A 24,664-nucleotide genomic window follows, 5' to 3' on the forward strand; every position below is an offset into this window, starting at 1 on the left:
AGCTGGATCGAAAAATTTAACGCTCCTCACACTTTTTATGAAAATTCTGTAACCGATTCCATTAACTATCTGTAAAAATGGTGATGTCAGAAGTTCGGTGTTCAGGCGAGGAGAAGACGTTGAAGTCCAGGAAAGAGGTTGCGACTGCGACCATGAAAGACGTTGCCCAGAAAGCACAGGTCTCTACGGCAACAGTATCCCGCGCATTAATGAACCCGGATAAAGTCTCCCAGGCGACCCGTAACCGGGTGGAGCAGGCTGCGCTTGAAGTGGGCTATTTTCCGCAGGCAATGGGACGTAACGTCAAACGCAACGAGTCGCGCACCATCCTGGTGATTGTGCCGGACATCTGTGACCCTTTCTTTAGCGAGATCATCCGCGGTATTGAAGTCACCGCGGCGGAACAGGGGTACCTGGTGCTGATTGGCGACTGCGCCCATCAGAACCAGCAGGAAAAAACCTTCATCGACCTCATCATCACCAAGCAGATCGACGGCATGCTGCTGCTTGGCTCTCGCCTGCCGTTTGATGCCAGCATCGAAGAGCAGCGTAATTTACCGCCGATGGTGATGGCCAACGAGTTTGCGCCAGAGCTGGAGCTGCCGACGGTCCATATCGATAACCTTACCGCCGCGTTCAACGCCGTAAACTATCTCCAGGAGCTGGGGCATAAGCGTATTGGCTGCATCGCCGGGCCGGAAGAGATGCCGCTGTGTCACTACCGTTTGCAGGGTTACGTTCAGGCGCTGCGCCGTACCGGCGTGACCGTCGATCCGCACTACATTGCGCGCGGTGATTTTACCTTCGCTGCGGGTGGACAGGCGCTGGAGAAACTTCTGGACCTGCCTGAGCCGCCAACCGCCGTATTTTGCCACAGCGACGTGATGGCGCTGGGCGCATTATCGTATGCCAAACGCCGCGGCCTTCGCATACCGAAAGATTTATCCATCATCGGTTTCGATAATATTTCGCTTTCGGAATTTTGCGATCCGCCGCTCTCAACGGTCGCTCAGCCGCGCTACCAAATTGGCCGCGAAGCGATGCTGCTTCTGCTGGATCAGCTTCACGGTCAAACAGTTAGCAGCGGCTCACGGTTGCTGGACTGCGAACTGATCGTCCGAGGCACGACCCAGGCATTGACTTAAAGTAAACGTCTTTCGGATACCCTTATCTGGTCAAAGCCCCGCCGCTTAAGTAACATGGCGGACTGACGAACGAATAAATACAGCGAAACGATAGTGGCACAACGAGATTATGTACGTCGCGGCCAGCCGGCACCTTCGCGACGCAAAAAGAGTAGCTCAAGAAAAAAGCAACGTAACCTGCCTGCTGTCTCGCCAGCAATGGTCGCTATTGCTGCGGCTGTAGTCGTCGCCTTTATTGGTGGCCTGTACTTTATCACGCACCATAAAAAAGAAGAGTCTGAGGCGCTTCAGGCCAGTAAAGTCGCCGGAAATGGCCTCCCTCCGAAGCCTGAAGAGCGCTGGCGCTATATCAAAGAGCTGGAAAGCCGTCAGCCTGGGGTACGTGCGCCAACCGAACCTTCTGCGGGTGGTGAAGTGCAGAATGCGAATCAGCTTACGGATGAACAGCGTCAGCTGCTGGCACAAATGCAGGCCGATATGCGCCAGCAGCCTACGCAGCTGAACGAAGTGCCGTGGAATGAGCAGACGCCGGAACAGCGTCAGCAAACGCTGCAGCGTCGCCAGGCACAACAGCAGATTCAGCAGCAACAGCAGTGGGCGCAAACCCAGCCGGTACAGCAGCCGAAGGCACAGCCGCGGGTAACGGAACAGCCGTATCAGCAGCCGACGCGTACGGTGCAGTCTCAGCCTGTCCAGCAGCAGCCTAAAGCGCAGCCGCAGAAGCAGGCGGCTCAGCCGTATCAGGATCTGCTCCAGACGCCAGCGCACACCACTGCGCAGCAGCCGAAAACGCAGCAGGCCGCGCCGGTCACGAAAGAGACCGAAGCGCCGAAGCAGACGGCGGAGAAAAAAGACGAACGTCGCTGGATGGTACAGTGCGGTTCGTTCAAAGGTGCGGAGCAGGCGGAAACGGTGCGCGCGCAGCTGGCCTTTGAAGGGTTTGATTCGCGTATTACCACCAATAACGGCTGGAATCGCGTGGTGATTGGTCCGGTCAAAGGCAAAGAAAATGCCGATGGCACCCTTTCTCGTTTGAAAATCGCCGGTCACACAAACTGCATTCGACTCGCCTCCGGGGGTTGAAACCCCCAAAATCCCCCCCATCTATCATTTAATTCAGCCCTGGGCACAGGCTCAGGGCTTCTGTTTCCCGATTCTGTAACCAGGGGGTCTGCTCGTGACAACAATAGTAAGTGTACGCCGTAACGGCCATGTGGTAATCGCCGGTGATGGCCAGGCCACGCTGGGTAATACCGTCATGAAAGGCAACGTGAAGAAAGTGCGTCGTCTCTACAACGACAAAGTGATCGCCGGCTTTGCAGGCGGCACGGCGGATGCCTTCACGCTGTTTGAACTGTTTGAACGCAAACTGGAAATGCATCAGGGTCATCTGGTGAAAGCCGCCGTTGAGCTGGCAAAAGACTGGCGTACCGACCGCATGCTGCGCAAGCTCGAAGCGCTGCTGGCGGTCGCCGATGAGACCGCTTCGCTGATCATCACCGGTAACGGTGACGTGATTCAGCCGGAAAATGACCTGATTGCCATCGGCTCTGGCGGCCCTTATGCCCAGGCTGCTGCCCGCGCACTGTTGGAAAATACCGACATGAACGCGCGTGATATCGCGGTGAAGGCGTTGGATATTGCAGGTGATATCTGCATCTATACCAACCACAACCACACCATCGAAGAATTGACCTCCAAAGCGTAAGGATCTCCCATGTCTGAAATGACCCCACGCGAAATTGTCAGCGAACTGAACAAACACATTATCGGCCAGGATAACGCCAAGCGTTCCGTGGCTATCGCCCTGCGTAACCGCTGGCGTCGTATGCAGCTTGACGAAGAGCTGCGCCACGAAGTGACGCCGAAAAACATTCTGATGATCGGCCCGACCGGCGTCGGTAAAACCGAAATCGCCCGTCGTCTGGCGAAGCTGGCCAACGCACCGTTCATCAAAGTTGAAGCCACCAAGTTCACCGAAGTGGGCTATGTGGGTAAAGAAGTGGACTCCATCATCCGCGATCTGACCGACTCGGCGATCAAAATGGTGCGCGTCCAGGCCATTGAGAAAAACCGCTACCGTGCGGAAGAGATGGCCGAAGAGCGCATTCTCGACGTGCTGATCCCACCGGCAAAAAACAACTGGGGTCAGGCTGAACAGCAGGCGGAACCGTCCGCTGCGCGTCAGGCGTTCCGCAAAAAACTGCGTGAAGGCCAGCTGGATGATAAAGAGATTGAGATCGATCTCGCTGCCGCGCCAATGGGTGTGGAAATCATGGCACCTCCGGGCATGGAAGAGATGACCAGCCAGCTGCAGTCCATGTTCCAGAACCTGGGCGGTCAGAAGCAAAAAACGCGTAAGCTGAAAATCAAAGACGCGATGAAGCTGCTGATTGAAGAAGAAGCGGCGAAGCTGGTGAATCCGGAAGAGCTGAAGCAGGACGCTATCGACGCGGTTGAGCAGCACGGTATCGTGTTTATCGACGAAATCGACAAAATTTGTAAGCGCGGCGGCAACAGCTCCGGTCCGGACGTATCCCGTGAAGGCGTACAGCGCGATCTGCTGCCGCTGGTTGAAGGCTGCACCGTCTCTACCAAGCACGGCATGGTGAAAACGGACCACATTCTGTTTATCGCTTCCGGTGCATTCCAGGTAGCCAGCCCGTCGGATCTGATCCCCGAACTGCAGGGTCGTCTGCCTATCCGCGTTGAGCTGCAGGCGCTGACGACCGAAGACTTCGAACGTATCCTGACCGAGCCAAACGCCTCTGCAACCGTTCAGTACAAAGCGCTGATGGCGACCGAAGGCGTGAACCTCGAGTTCACCGAAGACGGTATCAAACGTATTGCCCAGGCCGCATGGCAGGTGAACGAAACCACCGAAAACATCGGTGCGCGTCGTCTGCATACCGTGCTGGAACGCCTGGTGGAAGATATCTCTTACGACGCGAGCGATCTGAACGGTCAAACCGTTACCATTGACGCAGAATATGTGAGTAAACATCTGGATGCGTTAGTGGCAGATGAAGATCTGAGCCGTTTTATCCTATAATCGCGGTTACTGGATTCTCATCACGTTTAATGGGGGCTAATGCCCCCATTTTTATTGGCTAAATACTTATGACTGACATCAGCCGTACTCAGGCGTGGCTCGAAAGTCTGCGCCCTAAAACACTCCCTCTGGCCTTTGCCGCGATTATCGTCGGTACGGCGCTTGCCTGGTGGCAGGGTTATTTCGATCCGCTGGTTGCCGCGCTGGCATTGATTACCGCCGGCCTGCTGCAAATTCTCTCCAACCTCGCCAACGACTATGGCGACGCGGTGAAAGGCAGCGACAAACCTGACCGTATCGGGCCGCTGCGTGGGATGCAAAAAGGGGTGATTACCCAGGCGCAGATGAAGCGCGCGCTGATTATCACCGTGGTGCTGATCTGTTTATCGGGTCTGGCGCTGGTGACAGTGGCGTCTAAGACCCCCAGCGATTTTATTGGCTTCCTGGTGCTGGGTTTATTGGCCATTATCGCAGCCATCACCTACACCGTCGGCACGCGTCCTTACGGCTACATTGGGCTCGGGGATATCTCCGTACTGGTGTTCTTCGGCTGGCTGAGCGTGATGGGAAGCTGGTACTTACAGGCGCATACGGTGATCCCTGCGCTGTTCCTGCCTGCGACCGCCTGCGGTCTGCTGGCGACCGCGGTGCTCAACATCAACAACCTGCGCGACATCGACAGCGACCGGGAGAACGGCAAAAACACCCTGGCGGTCCGTCTGGGGCCGGTGAATGCGCGTCGCTACCATGCCTGCCTGCTGATGGGTGCTCTGGTCTGCCTGGCGCTGTTTAACCTGATTTCCCTGCACAGTCTGTGGGGCTGGCTGTTTGTGCTTGCCGCGCCGCTGCTGATTAAGCAGGCCCGTTTTGTGATGCGTGAACGCAGCCCGGCCGCCATGCCGCCGATGCTGGAGCGCACGGTAAAAGGCGCGCTGCTGACTAACCTGTTGTTCGTCATCGGGATTGTCTTAAGCCAGACGCTCAGTTAGCTGACAAATATCAATTAACAATTGATGATTTTGCCAACAACGCATTTCGCACGATATACTGAACACATTCGCAGCAACTGAGCGTTAAACCTATGAAATACGATACCTCCGAGCTTTGTGACATCTACCAGGAAGATGTCAACGTCGTTGAACCGCTGTTCTCCAACTTTGGTGGGCGGTCGTCGTTTGGCGGACAGATCGTCACGGTGAAATGTTTCGAGGATAACGGGTTGTTGTACGATCTGCTCGAACAGAACGGCCGTGGCCGCGTACTGGTGGTCGATGGCGGTGGTTCCGTACGCCGCGCATTGATTGATGCTGAGCTGGCCGGTATTGCCGCACAAAACGAGTGGGAAGGCATTGTGGTGTACGGTTCCGTGCGTCAGGTGGACGATCTGGAAGACCTGGATATCGGGATTCAGGCCATCGCAGCCATACCGGTAGGGGCGGCAGGTGACGGCATCGGCGAAAGCGACGTGCGCGTCAATTTCGGCGGCGTGACCTTCTTCTCCGGCGACCATCTCTACGCCGATAATACCGGCATTATCCTTTCCGAAGATCCGCTGGATATCGAGTAATAAAACCGTAAGCGTGGACCATAAAAAAACCGCCAACAGCAATGTGGCGGTTTTTTTGTCCCTCGGGATTCGCGGTCCGTTGGGAAGGCTTGCAACCTTTGACCAGGGTTTTTATCTTACCCTGATTCAAATCTCAGGTAATCCCCTCGACCCTTTATAAATTCCTAATTATCTATACAGACCTTAACTACGCTGCTGTTGCTGACTATGATGCTGCGTCCCTTTCCGCCATCTCGCACATGGGCATCGGTCCAGGGAAAGGTGTCTTCACAACCGTAAAGCAACCCTTGATCAGGCTTGTGTCCACCGACTTATCACCGGTGGTGAACGGTGGAGCGGTTAGCTGCAGGGACCGCATAATGAAACGCTATTTATGTATCGCGTTCATTGTCGCCAGCGTACTCGTTGTAAAGAGTGATGAACCGAATGTGTTCGTTGCTTTTACTATGATAGCGCAGGACAAGTAGCGTTCAGGCCGCCTTTGGCGGCCTTTTTTATGGTTGGGTGTCAGTCAGCGAGAACCATAAAAAAAGCCGGGTAGCGGCATCGCCTTACCCGGCCTGTTCAGTTCATCCCAGTGGGAATCAGACTTCTTCCATACGTCCCAGCAGCGCCTGCAGGCGATCCTGCCAGCCGTTCTGCTGTTCGCGCAGCTGGTTGTTTTCGCGCTCCAGTTCTTCGCGGCTGTGCTGCGCGTTCTGTACTTCCTGCGCCAGGCTGTTGTTCTTCTCTTTCAGCTCTTCAATTTCCATCTGCAGCAGGGTGATGGTGTCAATCGCCTGCTGTACTTTCGATTCCAGTTTCTCAAACACTTCTAAAGACATGATGCTACCTCTCCTGAATTGCAAGGCGACGCTTTAACGTAAACGCGCACGACATATACCGTCGATTGTATGGAGCGCGGCGCTCTGTGTCCAGCGACACTCCGCGCAGATCGCGGTTTGCAACACTTTTAGGTCTGGTCCTGGTGCGTTCGCGTCATATACCCCTAAATTGTTAACTGATTCGTTAATGAAATGATTCAGCTCACATTCCTGTACTGATCCTGTACTGCTGCAAAAATGTGCTTTATGGCGCGAAAACGCTCATTTTATTGACACAGACCACACATTTCGATTTCGATATTTCTCGTTTTTGCTCGTTAACGATAAATTAACACTATGTCTACAGGGCATCGTGGCTGTCACGGGCGGCCATGCTAACAATAAACATCAATTTCTTCAGGATTCCGATTATGAGTCAGACATCAACCTTAAAAGGCCAGTGCATTGCCGAGTTCCTTGGTACCGGGTTGTTGATATTCTTCGGAGTGGGCTGTGTCGCTGCACTGAAAGTGGCGGGTGCCAGTTTTGGTCAGTGGGAAATCAGTATCATCTGGGGTCTGGGCGTGGCGATGGCCATCTACCTGACTGCAGGGGTTTCTGGTGCACATCTTAACCCGGCGGTGACTATCGCACTGTGGCTGTTCGCGTGCTTCGACGGACGCAAAGTAGTTCCTTTCATTCTTTCTCAGTTTGCCGGCGCGTTTTGCGCAGCGGCGTTAGTTTACGGGCTTTATTACAATCTTTTCATCGACTTCGAACAGACGCATCATATGGTGCGCGGCAGCGTCGAAAGTCTGGATCTGGCAGGCATCTTCTCAACCTATCCAAACCCGCATATCAATTTTGTGCAGGCGTTCGCAGTTGAAATGGTGATTACCGCTATTCTGATGGGCGTTATCCTGGCGCTGACCGACGACGGAAACGGCATTCCGCGCGGCCCGCTGGCCCCACTGCTGATTGGCCTGCTGATTGCGGTGATTGGTGCCTCCATGGGCCCGCTGACCGGCTTCGCGATGAACCCGGCGCGTGATATCGGACCTAAAGCGTTCGCCTTTATCGCAGGCTGGGGCGACGTCGCCTTCACCGGTGGCAAAGACATTCCTTACTTCCTGGTACCGCTGTTTGCGCCAGTTGTCGGGGCTGCGCTGGGTGCGTTCAGCTACCGCAAATTAATTGGTCGCCATTTACCGTGCGACACCTGTGTGGAAGAGGAGAAGGAAACGACTTCTACCGCACAACAAAAAGCTTCGCTGTAATCTGACTACGGGACACATACCATGACCGAAAAAAAATATATCGTTGCGCTCGACCAGGGCACTACCAGCTCCCGCGCTGTCGTAATGGATCATGACGCGAACATCGTCAGCGTGTCACAGCGCGAATTTGAGCAAATTTATCCTCGTCCAGGCTGGGTCGAACACGACCCAATGGAGATCTGGGCGTCACAAAGCTCCACGCTGGTCGAAGTGCTGGCAAAAGCCGATATCAGTTCCGACGAGATTGCCGCGATTGGTATCACTAACCAGCGTGAAACGACGATTGTCTGGGAACGTGAAACCGGTAAGCCTATTTACAACGCCATCGTCTGGCAGTGCCGCCGTACCTCTGAGATCTGCGAGCAGCTGAAGCGCGACGGCATGGAAGAGTACGTGCGCAGCGCCACCGGTCTGGTGGTTGACCCGTATTTCTCCGGCACAAAAGTGAAGTGGATCCTCGACCACGTGGAAGGTTCACGCGAACGTGCAAAACGCGGCGAGCTGCTGTTCGGCACCGTCGACACCTGGCTTATCTGGAAGATGACCCAGGGACGCGTCCACGTCACCGACTACACCAACGCCTCGCGTACCATGCTGTTCAACATCAACACCCTGGAGTGGGATGACAAGATGCTGGACGCGCTGGATATCCCACGTGCGATGCTGCCTGACGTGCGCAAGTCTTCTGAAGTTTACGGCCAGACCAACATCGGCGGTAAAGGCGGCACCCGTATTCCTATCGCCGGTATTGCCGGTGACCAGCAGGCGGCGCTGTTCGGCCAGCTGTGCGTCAAAGAAGGGATGGCGAAGAACACCTACGGCACCGGCTGCTTTATGCTGATGAACACCGGCGAGAAAGCGGTGAAATCAGAAAACGGCCTGCTGACCACCATCGCCTGTGGACCACGCGGCGAAGTGAACTATGCCCTGGAAGGCGCGGTGTTCATGGCCGGTGCGTCTATCCAGTGGCTGCGCGACGAGATGAAGCTGATCAGCGATGCGTTCGACTCCGAGTACTTCGCGACCAAAGTGAAAGACACCAACGGCGTGTACGTGGTGCCTGCATTCACCGGTCTGGGCGCGCCGTACTGGGATCCGTATGCACGCGGCGCAATTTTTGGCCTGACGCGTGGCGTTAACTCTAACCACATTATTCGCGCCACCCTGGAATCCATCGCCTACCAGACGCGCGACGTGCTGGAAGCGATGCAGGCGGACTCCGGCATTCGTCTGCACGCCCTGCGCGTGGACGGCGGTGCGGTAGCGAATAACTTCCTGATGCAGTTCCAGTCCGACATTCTGGGCACCCGCGTTGAGCGTCCTGAAGTGCGTGAAGTCACGGCGCTGGGCGCGGCGTACCTTGCCGGTCTGGCGGTAGGCTTCTGGCAGAACCTGGACGAGCTGCAGGAAAAAGCGGTGATCGAACGCGAATTCCGCCCGGGCATCGAAACCACCGAGCGTAACTTCCGCTACAGCGGCTGGAAGAAAGCGGTGAAACGCGCCCTGGCGTGGGAAGAGCACGAAGAGTAATCATATATTCCCTCTCCCCTGGGGAGAGGGTCAGGGCGAGGGGACCGCACCGGTCCCCTCGCCCCTCCCCACTCTGTGATAAACTTCGTGCAATTCCTTTTGATTGTACGAGTACCTCATGAAACGTGAACTTGCTATCGAGTTTTCCCGCGTCACCGAAGCGGCTGCCCTTGCAGGCTATAAGTGGCTGGGTCGTGGTGACAAAAATACCGCAGACGGCGCCGCCGTCCATGCCATGCGCATTGTGCTTAACCAGGTCAACATCGACGGCACCATCGTGATCGGCGAAGGCGAGATCGACGAAGCGCCAATGCTCTACATCGGTGAAAAAGTCGGTACCGGCAAAGGTGATGCCGTGGATATCGCCGTCGACCCGATCGAAGGTACGCGCATGACCGCAATGGGTCAGGCCAACGCCCTGGCGGTGCTGGCCGTGGGCGATAAGGGCTGCTTCCTCAACGCGCCGGATATGTACATGGAAAAGCTGATTGTCGGTCCTGGCGCGAAAGGCGCAATCGACCTTAGCCTGCCGCTGGAAGAGAACCTGCGTAACGTCGCCAGCGCGCTGAACAAACCGCTGAGCGAACTCACCGTCACCATTCTGGCCAAACCGCGCCACGACGCCACCATCGCGCAGATGCAAAAGCTCGGCGTGCGCGTGTTTGCCATTCCGGATGGTGACGTTGCCGCCTCGATCCTGACCTGCATGCCGGACAGCGAAGTAGACGTGCTGTACGGCATCGGCGGCGCGCCGGAAGGCGTGGTCTCTGCGGCAGTGATCCGCGCGCTGGACGGCGATATGCAGGCTCGTCTGCTGCCCCGCCACGAGGTGAAAGGCGACAGCGAAGAGAACCGCCGTATCGGGGAAAACGAGCTGGCACGCTGCGAAGCGATGGGCATCGAGGCCAACAAAGTGCTGGCGCTGCATGATATGGCGCGCAGCGATAACGTGGTCTTCTCGGCGACAGGTATCACCAAAGGGGATCTGCTGGACGGCATCAGCCGCAAGGGCAATATGGCCACCACTGAAACGCTGCTGATCCGCGGAAAATCACGCACCATTCGCCGCATCCAGTCTATCCACTATCTCGACCGCAAAGACCCGGACGTACAGACGCACATTCTGTAAAACCGTTTGATCGATAGAGCTTTCCGGCCCAAATGGGCTGGAAATCTCCCCGTTAAGTACGGAAGATAGAACAGAGAAACAGCACAGGAGAAGATCATGGCGGACTGGGTAACAGGTAAAGTCACAAAGATACAGTTCTGGACCGATGCGCTATTTAGTCTCACCCTGCATGCTCCCGTCCACCCGTTTAAAGCCGGGCAATTTGCGAAGCTGGGGCTGGATGTCGACGGCGAGCGCGTGCAGCGCGCCTACTCTTACGTTAACGCGCCTGATAACCCGGATCTCGAGTTCTATCTGGTCACCGTACCTGACGGTAAACTCAGCCCGCGCCTTGCCGCCCTCAAGCCCGGCGACGACGTGCAAATCGTGAGTGAAGCAGCAGGCTTCTTTGTGCTCGAAGAGATCCCGGATTGTGACACGCTCTGGATGCTGGCAACCGGTACGGCCATCGGCCCTTATCTCTCTATTTTGCAGTACGGCAAAGACCTGGAGCGTTTTAAAAACATCGTGCTGGTTCACGCTGCGCGCTACGCCGCAGACCTGAGCTACCTGCCGCAGATGCAGGCGCTGGAACAGCAGTACGGCGGAAAGTTAAAGATTCAGACGGTGGTCAGCCGCGAAACCGTAGCAGGAACGCTGACCGGTCGCGTGCCGGCGTTAATTGAGAATGGTGCCCTGGAAGAGGCGGTGGGTTTACCGATGACGGCTGAAACCAGCCACGTCATGCTGTGTGGCAACCCGCAGATGGTACGCGACACGCAGCAGCTTCTGAAGGATACCCGGCAGATGACGAAACATCTTCGCCGCCGACCGGGCCATATGACCGCCGAACACTACTGGTGATCAGCGGTATTTCACCTCAACGGTGTCTTTACCGTATTTGTTTTCGCTCTGGGTGCCAATAAACGCGCCCAGATCGACAACCATCATCACGAAGATGACCGACGGCAGCAGCCTGCCCACCACCCACGGCAGGATGGACGGAAGCATCGCCCAGTTTCCCGCCACCAGCATCCACGCCAGAATAATCAGAAATGCCCACGCGCCGGAGCGGCCGCGATCGTGCAGGCGTTTCACCACGACTGCCGCCGTTGGCCAGAGCAGGCAGACCAGCGCGAAGGCCGCCGTTTGCGTGCTCAGCCACGCGTTATAGGCGACGAAAAACAGAAGCAGCATGGCGACAACCCACGTCACCATCCAGATCCAGAAATCACGGCGTCCAATACGCCCTTTGAATGAAAACAGCCACTGCTGTATGGTCATGTAAGGTTCCTTATTATCGTTTAGCCCGCATTTTACCCTGGAGTTGTGACCTTTTGACAAGCCGACCAGATATCGTTTTAATCATGAGCACTTACGGCCAGGGGCAATGTTGATGAAAAGTTCGGCACATTCTCTATTCCTGTGTTTAGCGCTGCTCAGCGCGGGTTTTACCCTGCACGCCGCCGAAACCACAGCCCCGACCACAGCACCGTACCTGCTGGCGGGCGCACCGTCGTTCGATCAGTCCATCAGCCAGTTTCGTGAAGCCTTCAATCAGGCCAATCCCACGCTGCAACTGGATGAGTTTCGTGCCATTGATGGCCCCCGCGACACGCCTACCCTGACCCGTGCGGCAAGCAAGATTAACGAGAATTTGTATGCCTCCACGGCGCTGGAGCGCGGGACGTTAAAAATCAAAAGCATGCAAATCACCTGGCTGCCAATACAGGGCCCAGAGCAGAAAGCCGCGAAGGCGAAAGCGTTGGAGTACATGAGCGCGGTATTGCAGGCGTTTACCCCTGCGCTGACGAAAAAGCAAAGCCAGCAAAAGCTGCAAAAACTCCTCACCGCCGGTAAAAATAAGCGTTACTACGCCGATACCGAAGGCGCGATCCGCTATGTGGTGGCGGACAACGGCGAAAAAGGACTGACCTTCGCTGTTGAACCGATTAAGCTGGCACTATCTGACACTCTCGGCGGGGCGAATTAATGACAAAAAGCAAAGCCTTTCGAGGGAAAATCTCTATACTGATTCACAGACCATGCTGCCCGACAGGGTGGCCATATTCCTTAATTCGCTTATTGAGCGTGGAGAATTGAAATGCGACATCCTTTAGTGATGGGTAACTGGAAACTGAACGGCAGCCGCCACATGGTAAACGAACTGGTTGCGAACCTGCGTAAAGAGCTGGCTGGCGTGACCGGCTGCGCGGTTGCTATCGCTCCGCCGGATATGTACCTGGATCTGGCTAAACGTGCCGCTGACGGCAGCCACATCATTCTGGGCGCGCAGAACGTTGACGTTAACCTGTCTGGCGCGTTCACCGGTGAAACGTCCGCTGAAATGCTGAAAGATATCGGCGCGAAATACATCATCATCGGCCACTCCGAGCGTCGCACCTATCACAAAGAATCCGACGAGTTCATCGCGAAGAAATTCGCCGTGCTGAAAGAGCAGGGTCTGATCCCGGTTCTGTGCATCGGTGAAACCGAAGCAGAAAACGAAGCGGGCAAAACTGAAGAAGTGTGCGCACGTCAGATCGACGCAGTGCTGAAAACGCAGGGCGCAGCAGCGTTCGAAGGCGCGGTTATCGCTTACGAGCCAGTCTGGGCGATCGGTACCGGCAAATCAGCCACCCCTGCGCAGGCTCAGGCGGTTCACAAATTCATCCGTGACCACATTGCGAAAGCTGACGCCAAAGTGGCTGAGCAAGTGATCATCCAGTACGGCGGTTCCGTTAACGCGTCTAACGCTGCTGAGCTGTTCACCCAGCCAGACATCGATGGCGCGCTGGTTGGCGGTGCATCCCTGAAAGCGGACGCTTTTGCGGTGATCGTTAAAGCGGCAGAAGCGGCTAAACAGGCGTAATTGCCTTTGTGGCGGGTGGCGCTTTGCTAACCCGCCCTACGGTTCTGTAGGCCCGGTAAGCGTCAGCGCCACCGGGCTTTTTTACAGCCGTCCCAGCAGGCTAAACCACAGATAATCCAGCGGCAGCAGCACCAGATACGTTGCCACCGCCAGCGCCAGACAGAGCACCATCCCCGCCCTGGCAGGCACTTTTCCTAACCCCATCGCCACCACGATCGGCGACGCCTGATACGGCAGCAGCGGCGTAGAATAGCCCAGCACCTGAATCATGATCACCGACAGCAGCGGGAAGCCGGTCGCATCCGAGAAGCTCTGCGCCAGGGTGGTATACAGCGCCGGAACGCCGTTGGCGGTCATGATGAAGTTGAGTGCGGTGGTAATACCGGTCAGCGCAAGGAAGCTGGTGAACGGTCGGTCTGCATCGAGCGGCATAATACGGAGCAACGCCTCGCCCACCGCCGTGCCGATACCGGTTTGCGTCACGACGATCGCCAGCCCCAGAATACCGGCAACGTAGATACAGGTGCGCATATTCACACCGGCAGAAAACTCCTCCCCGGTGATAAAACCGATGCGCGGCAGCATAACGATGACCGACGCCGCCAGCCCGGTCCAGGCGGGCCCCACGCCGTGCCAGCTCTCCGTCACCCACATCCCCAGCACTATCGCCAGCAGCCAGGCAAGACGCTTTTCATCCCGGCCCATGGGTTCAGACGGCGCCTGTTCCTTCGGCGGTTTTGGGCTGCCGGGAAAAAGCCAGCAGATCAGGCCAATCAGGATCAGGCCTTTGAGAATGCCCAGCACCGGCGTGTGCAGCAGCAGATACGGGACATAGTTCAGATGGATGCCGTACGAGCCTTCCGCCGCACCGCTCATCACCAGGTTAGGCACGTTAGCGGGCAGAATCGTCGCCGAAAGCTGGAACGTCCCGAACCCTACCGCCAGCGCCAGACCAAACCAGGCGCGGGAGCCGTCGGCGATACCGGCGCGTTTCGCCATTGCGGCGACAATCGGCATCAGCAGCGCAATACGCCCCATATTCGACGGCATCACAAACGCCAGCGCATAGCTCAGCAGCACCACGCTCGCTACCATTAATACCCAGGAGTCGGTGAGCTTTGCCGACAGCGCCCGGGCGGCCCGGTCCGCCAGCCCGGTTTTACGTATCGCCACGCCGAGCACGAATCCGCTGAAGACCAGCCAGAAAGCCGACGAGGCAAAACCACCGAAGATCGTCTCCGGCGGGGCGATCTTCGCGGTCATTGCCGCCGTGAAGAACAGCAGCGCGGTAATGAACTCAGGCAATAGCGACGTCGCCCATAGTACGATGGTGACGCCCACAATCAGTGAAGGTAGCAACAGAGGATACGTTGACCAGAGCGACATACCTGTCTCCTGTAGAATTTTTCAGCAAGTCTACGGCGACTGGCAGGGCGAGTAAACGCTATTTATGGTGGGGTCAATTCAGGATAGCGCATTGATGATCCTGCAGTTCCTCAGCAGACGCGCGGTTAAGCATCAGCAGGTTGCGCTCGGTTGCCAGCAACACAAACGAACCATCTGACTGCTGCGCCATTGCCAGCGCGAAGCGCCCCATATGGTCGCGCGCTTCCGGCAGCTCTTCAGCCAGCATCATGAACGGGCTGCGCTGCACCAGTTCATTCTCCGTCACCCGACGAGCAAGATACTCATGCCCTTCCAGGCCGCCAGGAAGGGGCAGCCACTGGGTGCTGATTTCTCCCTGCGCGGCGTTCAGCTTCTCGCGCACGTCCGGGCGCAGGCAGGAGATATGAATGTGAAAATGGTTTTGCGTGCGCCCTGTCGGCGAGTTAATCGTCAGTGAAATGGCGCTGTCGGGCACCTCGCTTCCACGCTTCAGGGTCATAAAGCTACGCGACTGCCAGGCCAGCCAGAAAAAGTTCGGCGTATGCGCTTCGGTCAACAGCGGGCTTTCGGTGCCGTTGATGCGATATGTCGGCATCAGCAGGTATTGCAGCGGCCCGTTGCGGTCTTTAAAGACTACATAGCCTGCGTCAGGCTTCACCTGCGCACACGGTGCCGGGTTACGGTGTTGCAGTTGATTCGGCAGGCACTGGTCGAGAACGATATGTCGCAACGCATTCGGATTACCCGCTTTCATCCAGTACCAGCCGCCAGCGGCAAGGGCGATGACAATGAGGATCAATAAGATAATTTTTTTCACGACGCGTTCCCTGTTTTCAATAGAGGCAAAAGAGTAACGCAAAATGATGACCAAATAAAAAACCCGGCGGATTTCTCACGCCGGGTCACCGTGTCGTTTATTTATGTTCAGCGCTGGCTAATCTGGTCAAAGGTGCCGCCGTTAGAGAAGTGCTCTTTCTGCGCTTTCGTCCAGCCACCGAAAACATCATCAATGGTGAAGAGCTTCAGTTTCGGGAATACGCTGTCATATTTCTTCGCCACAGCCGCATCGCGTGGACGGTAGAAGTTCTTCGCTGCAATCTCCTGACCTTCCGGCGAGTAGAGGTACTTCAGGTAGGCTTCCGCCACCGCTTTGGTGTCTTTCTTCTCAACCACTTTATCGACAACAGAGACGGTCGGCTCAGCCAGAATAGATTCGCTTGGGGTCACGATCTCAAACTTATCTTTACCCAGTTCGTTGGTCGCCAGCAGGGCTTCGTTTTCCCACGCAATCAGCACGTCACCAATGCCGCGCTCCACGAAGGTGTTGGTTGCACCGCGCGCGCCGGAGTCCAGCACTTCGACGTTTTTGTACAGCGCTTTCACGAACTCCTGGGCTTTAGCCTGGTCACCGTTGTTGTGGTGCAGTGCATAGCCCCAGGCGGCCAGATAGTTCCAGCGTGCGCCGCCGGAGCTTTTCGGGTTAGGGGTAATAACTGACACGCCCGGCTTAATCAGGTCATTCCAGTCATGGATCTGTTTCGGGTTGCCTTTACGTACCAGGAAAACGATGGTCGAGGTGTAGGGCGCGGAGTTATCCGGCAGGCGTTTGATCCAGTTTTTGTCGATACGGCCACGCTCGGCGATCGCGTCAACATCGTAGGCCAGCGCCAGGGTCACCACGTCGGCTTCAATACCGTTGATGACGGAGGTCGCCTGCTTGCCAGAACCACCGTGAGACTGGCGAACCACGACATTGTCGCCGGTTTCCTGCTTCCAGTGTGCCGCAAACGCTTTGTTGTATTGTTCATACAGTTCACGCGTCGGGTCGTATGACACGTTCAGTAACTGGATATCCTTAGCCAGAACGCTGGTCGATGCCAGCAATAATGTTAAACCCACGCCCCATTTATTCATCGCCCAGCTCTCTTGTGTAGTGTTTTGATGAATGCAGCGTGCCAGAAAGCGAATCGAGGATTAAAGAATAAAAAAAGATTGGCTATAACGTAGTGGAATAAAAAAGCGTGTACGCATAAAAAAGCCGGGTGGCGGCTACGCCTTACCCGGCCTACGAGTCGTGCTTTTGTAGGCCCGGTAAGCGCAGCGCCACCGGGCAACAGAGCCAATCAGTACAGTTTTTTCGCGCAGTCCAGCCAGTCACCTTTGAACGGACGCTTCATGTTTTCAATCGCGTCGATGATGTCATGGTGAACCAGTTTCTCGTTCTGAATACCGACGCAGCGGCCGCCGTGGCCCTGCAGCAGCAGTTCGATTGCGTACGCGCCCATACGGGACGCCAGAATACGGTCATACGGGCCAGGGGAACCGCCACGCTGGATGTGCCCCAGTACGGTTGCACGGGTTTCACGCTTGGTTTCGGTTTCGATGTACTTCGCCAGCTCGTCTACGTCACAGATGTGCTCGGTGATAGCCACGATCGCATGTTTTTTGCCTTTCGCGATGCCCGCTTTGATTTCAGCTACCAGATCTTCACGGCTGAATTCCACTTCCGGAACCACGACAAACTCACAGCCCCCCGCAATTGCCGCAGCCAGGGTCAGGTCACCGCAGTAACGCCCCATCACTTCAACGATAGAGATACGCTGGTGGGAAGAAGAGGTGTCACGCAGGCGGTCAATCGCTTCCACAACGGTGCCCAGCGCGGTGAAGTAACCGATGGTGTAGTCGGTGCCTTTGATATCGTTGTCGATAGTGCCCGGCAGGCCGATGCACGGGAAGCCCATTTCAGTCAGACGTTTTGCACCCATGTACGAGCCGTCACCGCCGATAACCACCAGGGCGTCCAGTCCACGTTTTTTCATGTTCTCGATAGCCACTTCACGAACGTGTTCGTCACGGAATTCCGGGAAGCGCGCAGACCCAAGGAAGGTACCGCCACGGTTGATCATGTCAGACACGCTGTAACGGTCGAGCTGAACCATACGGTCTTCATACAGACCCAGGTAACCATCATAGATACCAAAAACTTCCAGACCTTCCGTCAGCGCCGCGCGGACAACCCCACGAATTGCCGCGTTCATGCCCGGCGCATCACCGCCGCTTGTCAACACACCGATTTTCTTAATCATGACTACCTCTGAACTTAGGAATGCAAAATTGAAATCTGTTGCCGGAAGAAACTTATCGACCAACGAATACTGCAAATAGTATATCAATCCCTTCCAGCTGAATTGATTCAGGTCAGACCAAATGGCGGTAATTTATACACAAAATGCTGGCCTGGCTCACTTTTTTACAACGAATTACGAAAGCCCAACATGTCCGGGTACAACCGAGCAGGGATCCTGGTGAATGATGACGTCTGAACCAGGAAAACGCTGCAAAATCGCCTGCTCGACCTGCTCAGCAATCACGTGAGCCTGAACCAGTGGCAGGTTGTCTTCCATTTCAATATGAATCTGAATAAAGCGGGTCGGCCCTGACTGCCGCGTTCGAAGATCGTGTGCACCGCTGACGCCGGGCCAGGCGGTCACGATAGAAAAAATTTCATTACGTTCTGAGTCCGGGAGGGCGCGGTCAAGCAGCGATTGCACTGCTTCATACCCCATCCGCAGGGCGCTATATAAAATATAGATACCAATCCCTAACGCAAACAACGCATCGGCCCGATGCCAGCCATACCAGGCCAGACCGAGCGCAATAAGAATAGCCCCATTCATCATAACATCAGATTGATAATGAAGCATATCCGCCCGTACGGCCTGACTTTGCGTTTTGCGAACGACCCAGCGCTGGAACGTTACCAGAACAAGTGTGCAAATAAGTGCAACGACCGTCACAACGACGCCGACGCCGGGATCGTTCATCGGTGTCGGCGAGACGAGATGCTGAATGCCGGTGAGAAACAGGAACAGCGCAGAACCGGATATGAACATGCTTTGCGCCAATGCGGCCAGCGACTCCGCTTTGCCGTGCCCAAAGGTGTGCTCTTCATCCGCTGGCTGCAGCGAGTAACGCACGACCAGCAGGTTGGTCAATGAGGCGGCAATGTCCATCAGCGAATCCACCAGCGCCGCCAGAATACTGACCGAGCCGGTATACCACCAGGCAAAGATTTTAATCAGTAACAGGCTGGATGCCATGACGGTCGCCGCGATGGCGGCCCGGCTGACCAGTCTTCCATAGGATTGATTCATAAACGCTCCTGTCATGTCATGCCGCTAGTATAACGGAAGCATGTGGAGTCGAAGGATGAATAAACGGTTAACAAACAGAATGTGGGGCAAAAAAAACCCCCACATCATGTGGGGGAAGACAGGGATGGTGTCTATGGCAAGGAAAACAGGGTTTACTGGTTACTACGGGTACTGCTATTGCTACTGAAAAACGAGGTTTCTGAGCTTCGCTGCATCCGTGCAACCTCACGCAGCTGATCCATACGCTGCTGATGTTTGGTGTTCAAAACCGCTTGCTGCTCCGGCGTTAGCAGGTGGAACATCTGGTTGCGGACCTTCGCCATCTCTACCTGGCGAGCAACCTGTTCCTGTGCCATTTTTTCGGCCTGAGCGCGCACAGCGCTTTCGTCAAAATTTTCTGCGGTGACAAGGCGATGCATTGTCTCCATTTCGCTAACATTAACAGGGGGCTGGTCGTGTCTCGCCCTCTGCATCAGATCTCGCATCTGTTGACGCTGATGTTCGGTTAAACTTATGCCGTCAAACATATGGCTTTGGCTGCTGTTCTGCGTTGCGCCCTCTTGTGAGGAACCGTTATCGCTGATGATAGCTACAGCAGCCTGGCTAAACGCACTGAACGCCAGCGTTGAGGCCATGACGGCAGCGGTAACTTTGCGCATCACTTGCTCCCAAAATCTTTCGTGTCGCGATTCAACGAGAGACAGTCTACGATTCAGGCTGCAAACATGCGTCAGGGGGTGTAAAACAACGTAAAGTCATGGATTAGACAGCCTTGATGTCGTAATTTCTGCCTCGGAGGTATTTAAACAATGAATAAAATCCTGTTAGTTGATGATGACCGAGAGCTCACATCTCTTTTAAAGGAGTTGCTCGACATGGAAGGTTTCAACGTCCTGGTTGCCCATGATGGCGAGCAGGCGCTGAGTCTCCTTGACGACAGCATCGATTTACTTTTGCTCGACGTGATGATGCCGAAGAAAAACGGCATTGATACGCTGAAAGAGCTTCGCCAGACACACCAGACTCCCGTTATCATGCTGACCGCGCGCGGCAGCGAACTCGACCGCGTACTCGGCCTTGAGCTGGGCGCGGATGACTATTTACCGAAGCCGTTTAACGACCGCGAACTGGTCGCCCGTATTCGCGCGATCCTGCGTCGTTCCCACTGGAGCGAGCAGCAGCAAAATACGGACAACAGTTCACCGACCCTTGAAGTCGACTCCCTGAGCCTGAATCCGGGCCGCCAGGAAGCGAGCTTTGATGGCCAGACGCTCGAACTCACCGGCACCGAGTTCACCCTGCTGTATCTGCTGGCGCAGCACCTCGGCCAGGTGGTATCGCGTGAACATTTAAGTCAGGAAGTGCTGGGCAAACGTCTGACCCCGTTTGACCGCGCCATCGACATGCACATCTCTAACCTGCGCCGTAAGCTGCCGGAGCGTAAAGACGGTCACCCATGGTTTAAAACCCTGCGTGGTCGCGGTTATCTGATGGTTTCCGCTTCATGATAGGAAGCTTAACCGCCCGCATCTTCGCCATCTTCTGGTTGACGCTGGCACTGGTTTTAATGCTCGTACTGATGTTGCCAAAACTCGACTCACGCCAGATGACGGAGCTGCTCGACAGCGAGCAACGTCAGGGCGTGATGATCGAGCAGCACGTGGAAGCCGAGCTGGCAAACGATCCGCCAAACGATTTGATGTGGTGGCGCAGGCTATTTCGCGCTATCGACAAGTGGGCGCCGCCCGGACAACGCCTGCTGCTGGTGACCAGCGAAGGCCGCGTGATTGGCGCCGATCGCAATGAAATGCAGATCATCCGCAACTTCATTGGCCAGGCAGATAATGCCGATCACCCCCAGAAGAAAAAATATGGCCGCGTAGAGATGGTGGGGCCGTTCTCCGTCAGAGATGGCGAGGATAACTATCAGCTCTACCTGATTCGCCCCGCGAGCAGCTCCCAGTCCGATTTTATCAACCTGCTGTTTGACCGCCCTCTCCTGCTGCTGATTGTCACGATGCTGGTCAGCTCGCCGCTGCTGTTATGGCTGGCGTGGAGCCTGGCAAAACCCGCACGTAAGCTGAAAAACGCCGCCGACGAAGTGGCGCAGGGCAACCTGAGGCAGCACCCGGAACTGGAGTCCGGACCGCAGGAGTTCCTGGCCGCCGGGACCAGTTTCAACCAGATGGTGAGCGCGCTCGATCGCATGATGACGGCCCAGCAGCGCCTGCTGTCGGATATCTCGCACGAACTGCGTACCCCGCTCACGCGCTTACAGCTGGGTACCGCCCTGCTGCGTCGCCGCAGCGGAGAAAGCAAAGAGCTGGAGCGCATCGAAACCGAAGCGCATCGTCTGGACAGCATGATCAACGATCTGCTGGTCATGTCGCGCAATCAGCAGAAAAACGCGCTGGTGAGCGAAACGGTGAAAGCCAATCATCTGTGGCATGAAGTGCTGGATAACGCGGCGTTCGAAGCGGAGCAGATGGGCAAATCCTTCACCGTTAACTTCCCGCCGGGCCCGTGGCCGCTGTACGGTAACCCCAACGCGCTGGAAAGCGCGCTGGAAAATATCGTGCGTAACGCCCTGCGCTACTCGCACACGAAGATTGAGGTAGCGTTCTCGGTGGATAAAGACGGGATCACCGTCATCGTCGACGACGACGGTCCTGGCGTCAGCCCGGAAGACCGCGAGCAGATCTTCCGTCCGTTCTACCGCACCGACGAGGCGCGCGACCGGGAATCGGGCGGTACGGGACTGGGGCTGGCGATTGTGGAAACCGCCATGCAGCAGCACCGCGGCTGGGTGAAAGCCGACGACAGCCCGCTGGGTGGGCTGCGGTTAACGCTGTGGCTACCGTTGTATAAGCGTTCGTAGCTGTTAGTGCCGGGTGGCGGCTTCGCCTTACCCGGCCTACTTTTTACGGAGGTCTATTTACCCCACAACCTCCGCGAATTATCCTCGATCTTGCTGCTTAAACGCCGTTTCTGCATCGTTCTTGTCCAGCTGGTCGACAGCCCCGCCGCCGACAGGAGGCGATGATACTGCTCGTCATCAAACGGCATATGCCACGCAATGGCGCAGGCGTCGTAAACAGACACCTCACTCAGGCGTGATACCAGCTCAAGCGGCGCATCCGCTGAAACCTGCCCAGCCAGCACCACCCGGTACAGCCAGCCGGTTTTACCCACGCTTTGCATCTGAGCCGACATGTCATGAATGCCGAAATGGTAGTTGAGCTTGAAGCACGGCGAGCGCGGCTGCGTCACCTGAATCAGGGCATCGCCCCAGCGGTAGATATCACCAATAAACACGTTCTTTTCGGTGAGCCCTTCAGTGGAGAGATTTTCACCAAACGCGGGAGCAGCGAAGAGATCCGCCTGCTCGGGGAACTCCGCCTTCCAGTACTGATAGTGCTCGCGCGGGTAGTGGCACAGCGCGCGCTCGGGCCCACCGTGGATCTTCTTTTCGGCCTGCTCGTCACCCGCAAGCCCGAGGTCGGTTAACGTCAGCTCACCGTCGACCTGAATTTTGGCGATGGCGCTCGGGCGGCTGCCGTCGTACTCCCTTACCTTGCCTGTAAATACATTCACCGGATAATGCATCGCTGCCTCCATTACGCAGATACAAAAAAAGCGAGCCATCAGACTCGCTTCTCACAGGCGTCAATGCAACCTTATTTTTTAGCGGCGAAACGCGCTGCTGCTTCGTCCCAGTTCACCACGTCCCAGAACGCTTTAATGTAGTCTGGGCGACGGTTCTGGAATTTCAGGTAGTAAGCGTGTTCCCACACGTCCAGACCCAGGATTGGGAAGCCGGATGCGCCAGAGATCGCTTCACCCATCAGCGGGGAGTCCTGGTTCGCGGTAGAAACCACGGCCAGTTTGTCACCTTTCAGTACCAGCCACGCCCAGCCGGAGCCGAAACGGGTTGCAGCGGCTTTCTCGAACTCCGCTTTGAAGTTGTCAACGGAACCGAAGTCGCGCTCGATAGCCGCTTTCAGGTCGCCCTGCAGGGTAGTACCGGTTTTCAGGCCTTTCCAGAACAGGCTGTGGTTAGCGTGACCGCCCGCGTTGTTGCGCAGCACGGTTTTCTTGTCCGCTGGCAGCTGGTCCAGCTTGGTGATCAGCTCTTCAACAGGCAGGTTAGCGAACTCAGGCAGGCTTTCCAGCGCGGCGTTCGCGTTGTTCACGTAGGTCTGGTGGTGTTTAGTATGATGGATTTCCATCGTCTGCTTGTCGAAATGCGGTTCCAGTGCGTCGTAGGCATACGGCAGGGATGGCAGTGTATAACTCATAATCCTCTCCATTATTGTCGGGCGGCACAGCTGTTAATGCCGCGTAAGCAGTTGGTTCATTATAGTTAATTAAATGATATTGAAAATGATTATCAATGCCGTAGTTTTTATAAGGTTATTCATTTTTTGACCAACGCCGGAATAGTGAATGGGTTCAGGGTGTTAATGGACTTCTAGCGCCTTATTGCCCGCCGCTATCTCCTCCCTGCTGCTGAGCGTAAACGCCGACACCACCGTAATCGCCAGCACGAAACAGCCCAGCATCAGGTATGTCTCCTGAAAACCGATCCGGTCATACATATTCCCGGCAAACGCGGAGAGGAAGATTGCCGCCGACTGTTTGGCAAACTGGAAGCCAATCAGATAGATAGTCGCCGAAAGACGCGTATCAAACACCCCGGTGATGTACTTGAAGGCCCCCACCAGCAGGAACGGCACCTCCAGCGCGTGCAGCATCTTCAGGGCAATCACTTCTACGGCGGTGGTGGCAAACGACGAGCCGATAATGCGCGTCGCCATAATCACCCCGGCGATCAGCAGCGTGTTTTTCGCGCCGATGCGGTTAATGATCCACGGTGAACAAAACATGATGATCGCATTGCAGATTTCCCCGGCAGTGGTCGCAAAACCAAAGGCGCGAGTGCCCTCCTGCGGCGTGGTGAAGAACGTTTTGAAGAAGGTAGCAAACTGCTGGTCGAAAACGTCGTAGACGCAGGCCACGCCAATCACGTACAGAATAAACATCCACATTCTGCGCTGACGGAACAGGCTAAAGACCGTTTTCGCGGTGATCTGCGGCTGGTTGGCACCCAGCGCATTCATCACCTGCGCCGTCTGATTGGGTCTTGGCTTTGCGACCACCAGCAACAGCATCAACAGCAGCGCCGCCGCCGAACCCATCCAGAAAACATACGACGGATCGATGCCGAACAGGATCCCGCCCGTGGAGGCGCACAGCCCCCAGCCGAGGCAGCCAAACATGCGCGCCTTGCCGTACTCAAAGAAACTGTTACGGCTCACGCGTTCAATGTAGGCCTCAATGGCCCCTGAGCCCGCCGAAAAGACAAAGCCGATATAAATGCCGCCGCTCAGCGCGCCCAGCCAGATGTTAGCTTTCAGTAATGGCGCAAAGACGTAGAGGAAGAAAGGGGCAAACAGGAACAGCAGCACGGAGATGATCCACAGCAGGTGTTTTTTCAGCCCCAGTTTATCCGAGATCACCCCAAGCACCGGCTGGAAGGCAATGGCCGAGAGTGAGATGCAGGAGAAGACGATGCCGGTATGGGTTTTATTGAGGCCGATGATATCCGACAGCCAGATCGGCAGGAACGGAAAGCAGGTGGCCATGATGAAAAAGTAGAGAAAGAAGAACAGCCCGAAAATCCAGAAATTAGGGTTGTCTTTGTGGGTACAGGTTGTTGTGTTCATTATTTTTATCCTCAACGGAGGGCCAGTTTCCCGGCCCGTCACCT

25 protein-coding genes are annotated in these 24,664 nt (G+C 55.9%); 14 read left to right on the plus strand and 11 right to left on the minus strand.

Annotation, left to right across the window (positions count from 1 at the left end):
- Nucleotides 1-119: 119 nt before the first annotated feature.
- The 6 genes from cytR to rraA all read left to right on the plus strand — a co-directional run bounded on the left by cytR (nucleotide 120) and on the right by rraA (nucleotide 5,764).
- Nucleotides 120-1,145, plus strand: a complete 1,026-nt coding sequence (gene cytR / locus BFV67_RS21625; RefSeq protein WP_021242811.1) for a DNA-binding transcriptional regulator CytR — start codon at nucleotides 120-122, stop codon at nucleotides 1,143-1,145.
- Between the two features lie 93 nt (nucleotides 1,146-1,238).
- Nucleotides 1,239-2,228, plus strand: a complete 990-nt coding sequence (gene ftsN / locus BFV67_RS21630) for a cell division protein FtsN (RefSeq protein WP_032675654.1) — start codon at nucleotides 1,239-1,241, stop codon at nucleotides 2,226-2,228.
- Between the two features lie 94 nt (nucleotides 2,229-2,322).
- On the plus strand, nucleotides 2,323-2,853 hold the full coding sequence (gene hslV / locus BFV67_RS21635; RefSeq protein WP_008501802.1) for an ATP-dependent protease subunit HslV: 531 nt from the start codon (nucleotides 2,323-2,325) through the stop codon (nucleotides 2,851-2,853).
- Nucleotides 2,854-2,862: 9 nt separating this feature from the next.
- Nucleotides 2,863-4,197 (plus strand): HslU--HslV peptidase ATPase subunit, encoded by a 1,335-nt coding sequence (hslU, locus tag BFV67_RS21640; RefSeq protein WP_008501803.1) that lies wholly within the window; start codon nucleotides 2,863-2,865, stop codon nucleotides 4,195-4,197.
- A gap of 68 nt (nucleotides 4,198-4,265) precedes the next feature.
- On the plus strand, nucleotides 4,266-5,186 hold the full coding sequence (gene menA / locus BFV67_RS21645; protein ID WP_008501804.1) for a 1,4-dihydroxy-2-naphthoate polyprenyltransferase: 921 nt from the start codon (nucleotides 4,266-4,268) through the stop codon (nucleotides 5,184-5,186).
- Between the two features lie 92 nt (nucleotides 5,187-5,278).
- Nucleotides 5,279-5,764 (plus strand): ribonuclease E activity regulator RraA, encoded by a 486-nt coding sequence (gene rraA / locus BFV67_RS21650; RefSeq protein ID WP_008501805.1) that lies wholly within the window; start codon nucleotides 5,279-5,281, stop codon nucleotides 5,762-5,764.
- Nucleotides 5,765-6,348: 584 nt separating this feature from the next.
- On the opposite strand, the gene zapB is transcribed toward rraA, so the two are convergent.
- On the minus strand, nucleotides 6,349-6,588 hold the full coding sequence (gene zapB / locus BFV67_RS21655) for a septal ring assembly protein ZapB (protein WP_008501806.1): 240 nt from the start codon (nucleotides 6,586-6,588) through the stop codon (nucleotides 6,349-6,351).
- Between the two features lie 410 nt (nucleotides 6,589-6,998).
- Between zapB and BFV67_RS21660 the strand changes: the two genes are divergently transcribed.
- The 4 genes from BFV67_RS21660 to fpr all read left to right on the plus strand — a co-directional run bounded on the left by BFV67_RS21660 (nucleotide 6,999) and on the right by fpr (nucleotide 11,346).
- Nucleotides 6,999-7,844, plus strand: coding sequence for an MIP/aquaporin family protein (locus BFV67_RS21660; protein ID WP_014885705.1), 846 nt, complete (start codon nucleotides 6,999-7,001; stop codon nucleotides 7,842-7,844).
- A gap of 21 nt (nucleotides 7,845-7,865) precedes the next feature.
- Complete coding sequence (gene glpK / locus BFV67_RS21665) at nucleotides 7,866-9,374, plus strand: glycerol kinase GlpK (protein ID WP_008501808.1); 1,509 nt, start codon at nucleotides 7,866-7,868, stop codon at nucleotides 9,372-9,374.
- Between the two features lie 118 nt (nucleotides 9,375-9,492).
- Entirely contained in the window at nucleotides 9,493-10,503 is a 1,011-nt protein-coding gene (gene glpX / locus BFV67_RS21670) for a class II fructose-bisphosphatase (protein WP_023293599.1), read from the plus strand.
- Nucleotides 10,504-10,599: 96 nt separating this feature from the next.
- Nucleotides 10,600-11,346 carry a ferredoxin--NADP(+) reductase gene (gene fpr, locus BFV67_RS21675; protein WP_021242807.1) on the plus strand — a complete coding sequence of 249 codons (747 nt, stop codon included), beginning with the start codon at nucleotides 10,600-10,602 and terminating at the stop codon, nucleotides 11,344-11,346.
- On the opposite strand, the gene BFV67_RS21680 is transcribed toward fpr, so the two are convergent.
- Nucleotides 11,347-11,766: a DUF805 domain-containing protein gene (locus BFV67_RS21680; protein ID WP_008501811.1), complete on the minus strand. Its 420-nt coding sequence runs from the start codon at nucleotides 11,764-11,766 to the stop codon at nucleotides 11,347-11,349.
- A 112-nt stretch (nucleotides 11,767-11,878) separates the two neighbouring features.
- Between BFV67_RS21680 and BFV67_RS21685 the strand changes: the two genes are divergently transcribed.
- Both BFV67_RS21685 and tpiA read left to right on the plus strand, forming a co-directional pair.
- Nucleotides 11,879-12,475 (plus strand): DUF1454 family protein, encoded by a 597-nt coding sequence (locus BFV67_RS21685; RefSeq protein ID WP_008501812.1) that lies wholly within the window; start codon nucleotides 11,879-11,881, stop codon nucleotides 12,473-12,475.
- Between the two features lie 111 nt (nucleotides 12,476-12,586).
- Nucleotides 12,587-13,354, plus strand: coding sequence for a triose-phosphate isomerase (gene tpiA, locus BFV67_RS21690; protein WP_003862019.1), 768 nt, complete (start codon nucleotides 12,587-12,589; stop codon nucleotides 13,352-13,354).
- A gap of 81 nt (nucleotides 13,355-13,435) precedes the next feature.
- Here the strand turns inward: tpiA and BFV67_RS21695 are convergent, their stop codons facing one another.
- The 6 genes from BFV67_RS21695 to cpxP all read right to left on the minus strand — a co-directional run bounded on the left by BFV67_RS21695 (nucleotide 13,436) and on the right by cpxP (nucleotide 19,553).
- Nucleotides 13,436-14,740 carry an SLC13 family permease gene (locus BFV67_RS21695; RefSeq protein WP_045336225.1) on the minus strand — a complete coding sequence of 435 codons (1,305 nt, stop codon included), beginning with the start codon at nucleotides 14,738-14,740 and terminating at the stop codon, nucleotides 13,436-13,438.
- Nucleotides 14,741-14,813: 73 nt separating this feature from the next.
- Nucleotides 14,814-15,557: a CDP-diacylglycerol diphosphatase gene (locus BFV67_RS21700; RefSeq protein WP_023293602.1), complete on the minus strand. Its 744-nt coding sequence runs from the start codon at nucleotides 15,555-15,557 to the stop codon at nucleotides 14,814-14,816.
- 107 nt (nucleotides 15,558-15,664) lie between these two features.
- Entirely contained in the window at nucleotides 15,665-16,654 is a 990-nt protein-coding gene (locus BFV67_RS21705) for a sulfate ABC transporter substrate-binding protein (RefSeq protein ID WP_069598894.1), read from the minus strand.
- Nucleotides 16,655-16,863: 209 nt separating this feature from the next.
- Nucleotides 16,864-17,826, minus strand: coding sequence for a 6-phosphofructokinase (pfkA, locus tag BFV67_RS21710; protein WP_008501816.1), 963 nt, complete (start codon nucleotides 17,824-17,826; stop codon nucleotides 16,864-16,866).
- 174 nt (nucleotides 17,827-18,000) lie between these two features.
- Entirely contained in the window at nucleotides 18,001-18,894 is an 894-nt protein-coding gene (gene fieF, locus BFV67_RS21715) for a CDF family cation-efflux transporter FieF (RefSeq protein WP_008501817.1), read from the minus strand.
- A gap of 152 nt (nucleotides 18,895-19,046) precedes the next feature.
- Nucleotides 19,047-19,553 carry a cell-envelope stress modulator CpxP gene (gene cpxP / locus BFV67_RS21720; protein WP_008501818.1) on the minus strand — a complete coding sequence of 169 codons (507 nt, stop codon included), beginning with the start codon at nucleotides 19,551-19,553 and terminating at the stop codon, nucleotides 19,047-19,049.
- A 150-nt stretch (nucleotides 19,554-19,703) separates the two neighbouring features.
- Between cpxP and cpxR the strand changes: the two genes are divergently transcribed.
- Nucleotides 19,704-20,402 (plus strand): envelope stress response regulator transcription factor CpxR, encoded by a 699-nt coding sequence (cpxR, locus tag BFV67_RS21725; RefSeq protein WP_006179159.1) that lies wholly within the window; start codon nucleotides 19,704-19,706, stop codon nucleotides 20,400-20,402.
- Complete coding sequence (cpxA, locus tag BFV67_RS21730) at nucleotides 20,399-21,772, plus strand: envelope stress sensor histidine kinase CpxA (RefSeq protein WP_003862003.1); 1,374 nt, start codon at nucleotides 20,399-20,401, stop codon at nucleotides 21,770-21,772. The genes cpxR and cpxA overlap by 4 nt, the downstream gene beginning before the upstream one ends.
- Nucleotides 21,773-21,825: 53 nt before the next feature.
- Here cpxA and yiiM read toward each other — a convergent pair whose 3' ends face one another.
- The 3 genes from yiiM to BFV67_RS21745 all read right to left on the minus strand — a co-directional run bounded on the left by yiiM (nucleotide 21,826) and on the right by BFV67_RS21745 (nucleotide 24,620).
- Nucleotides 21,826-22,500, minus strand: a complete 675-nt coding sequence (gene yiiM / locus BFV67_RS21735; protein WP_069598895.1) for a 6-hydroxyaminopurine reductase — start codon at nucleotides 22,498-22,500, stop codon at nucleotides 21,826-21,828.
- 71 nt (nucleotides 22,501-22,571) lie between these two features.
- Nucleotides 22,572-23,192, minus strand: coding sequence for a superoxide dismutase [Mn] (gene sodA, locus BFV67_RS21740; protein ID WP_003861999.1), 621 nt, complete (start codon nucleotides 23,190-23,192; stop codon nucleotides 22,572-22,574).
- 162 nt (nucleotides 23,193-23,354) lie between these two features.
- Nucleotides 23,355-24,620, minus strand: coding sequence for an MFS transporter (locus BFV67_RS21745; protein ID WP_045416893.1), 1,266 nt, complete (start codon nucleotides 24,618-24,620; stop codon nucleotides 23,355-23,357).
- Nucleotides 24,621-24,664: the final 44 nt, after the last annotated feature.

Source organism: Enterobacter roggenkampii (genome assembly GCF_001729805.1).
Lineage (GTDB): Bacteria > Pseudomonadota > Gammaproteobacteria > Enterobacterales > Enterobacteriaceae > Enterobacter > Enterobacter roggenkampii.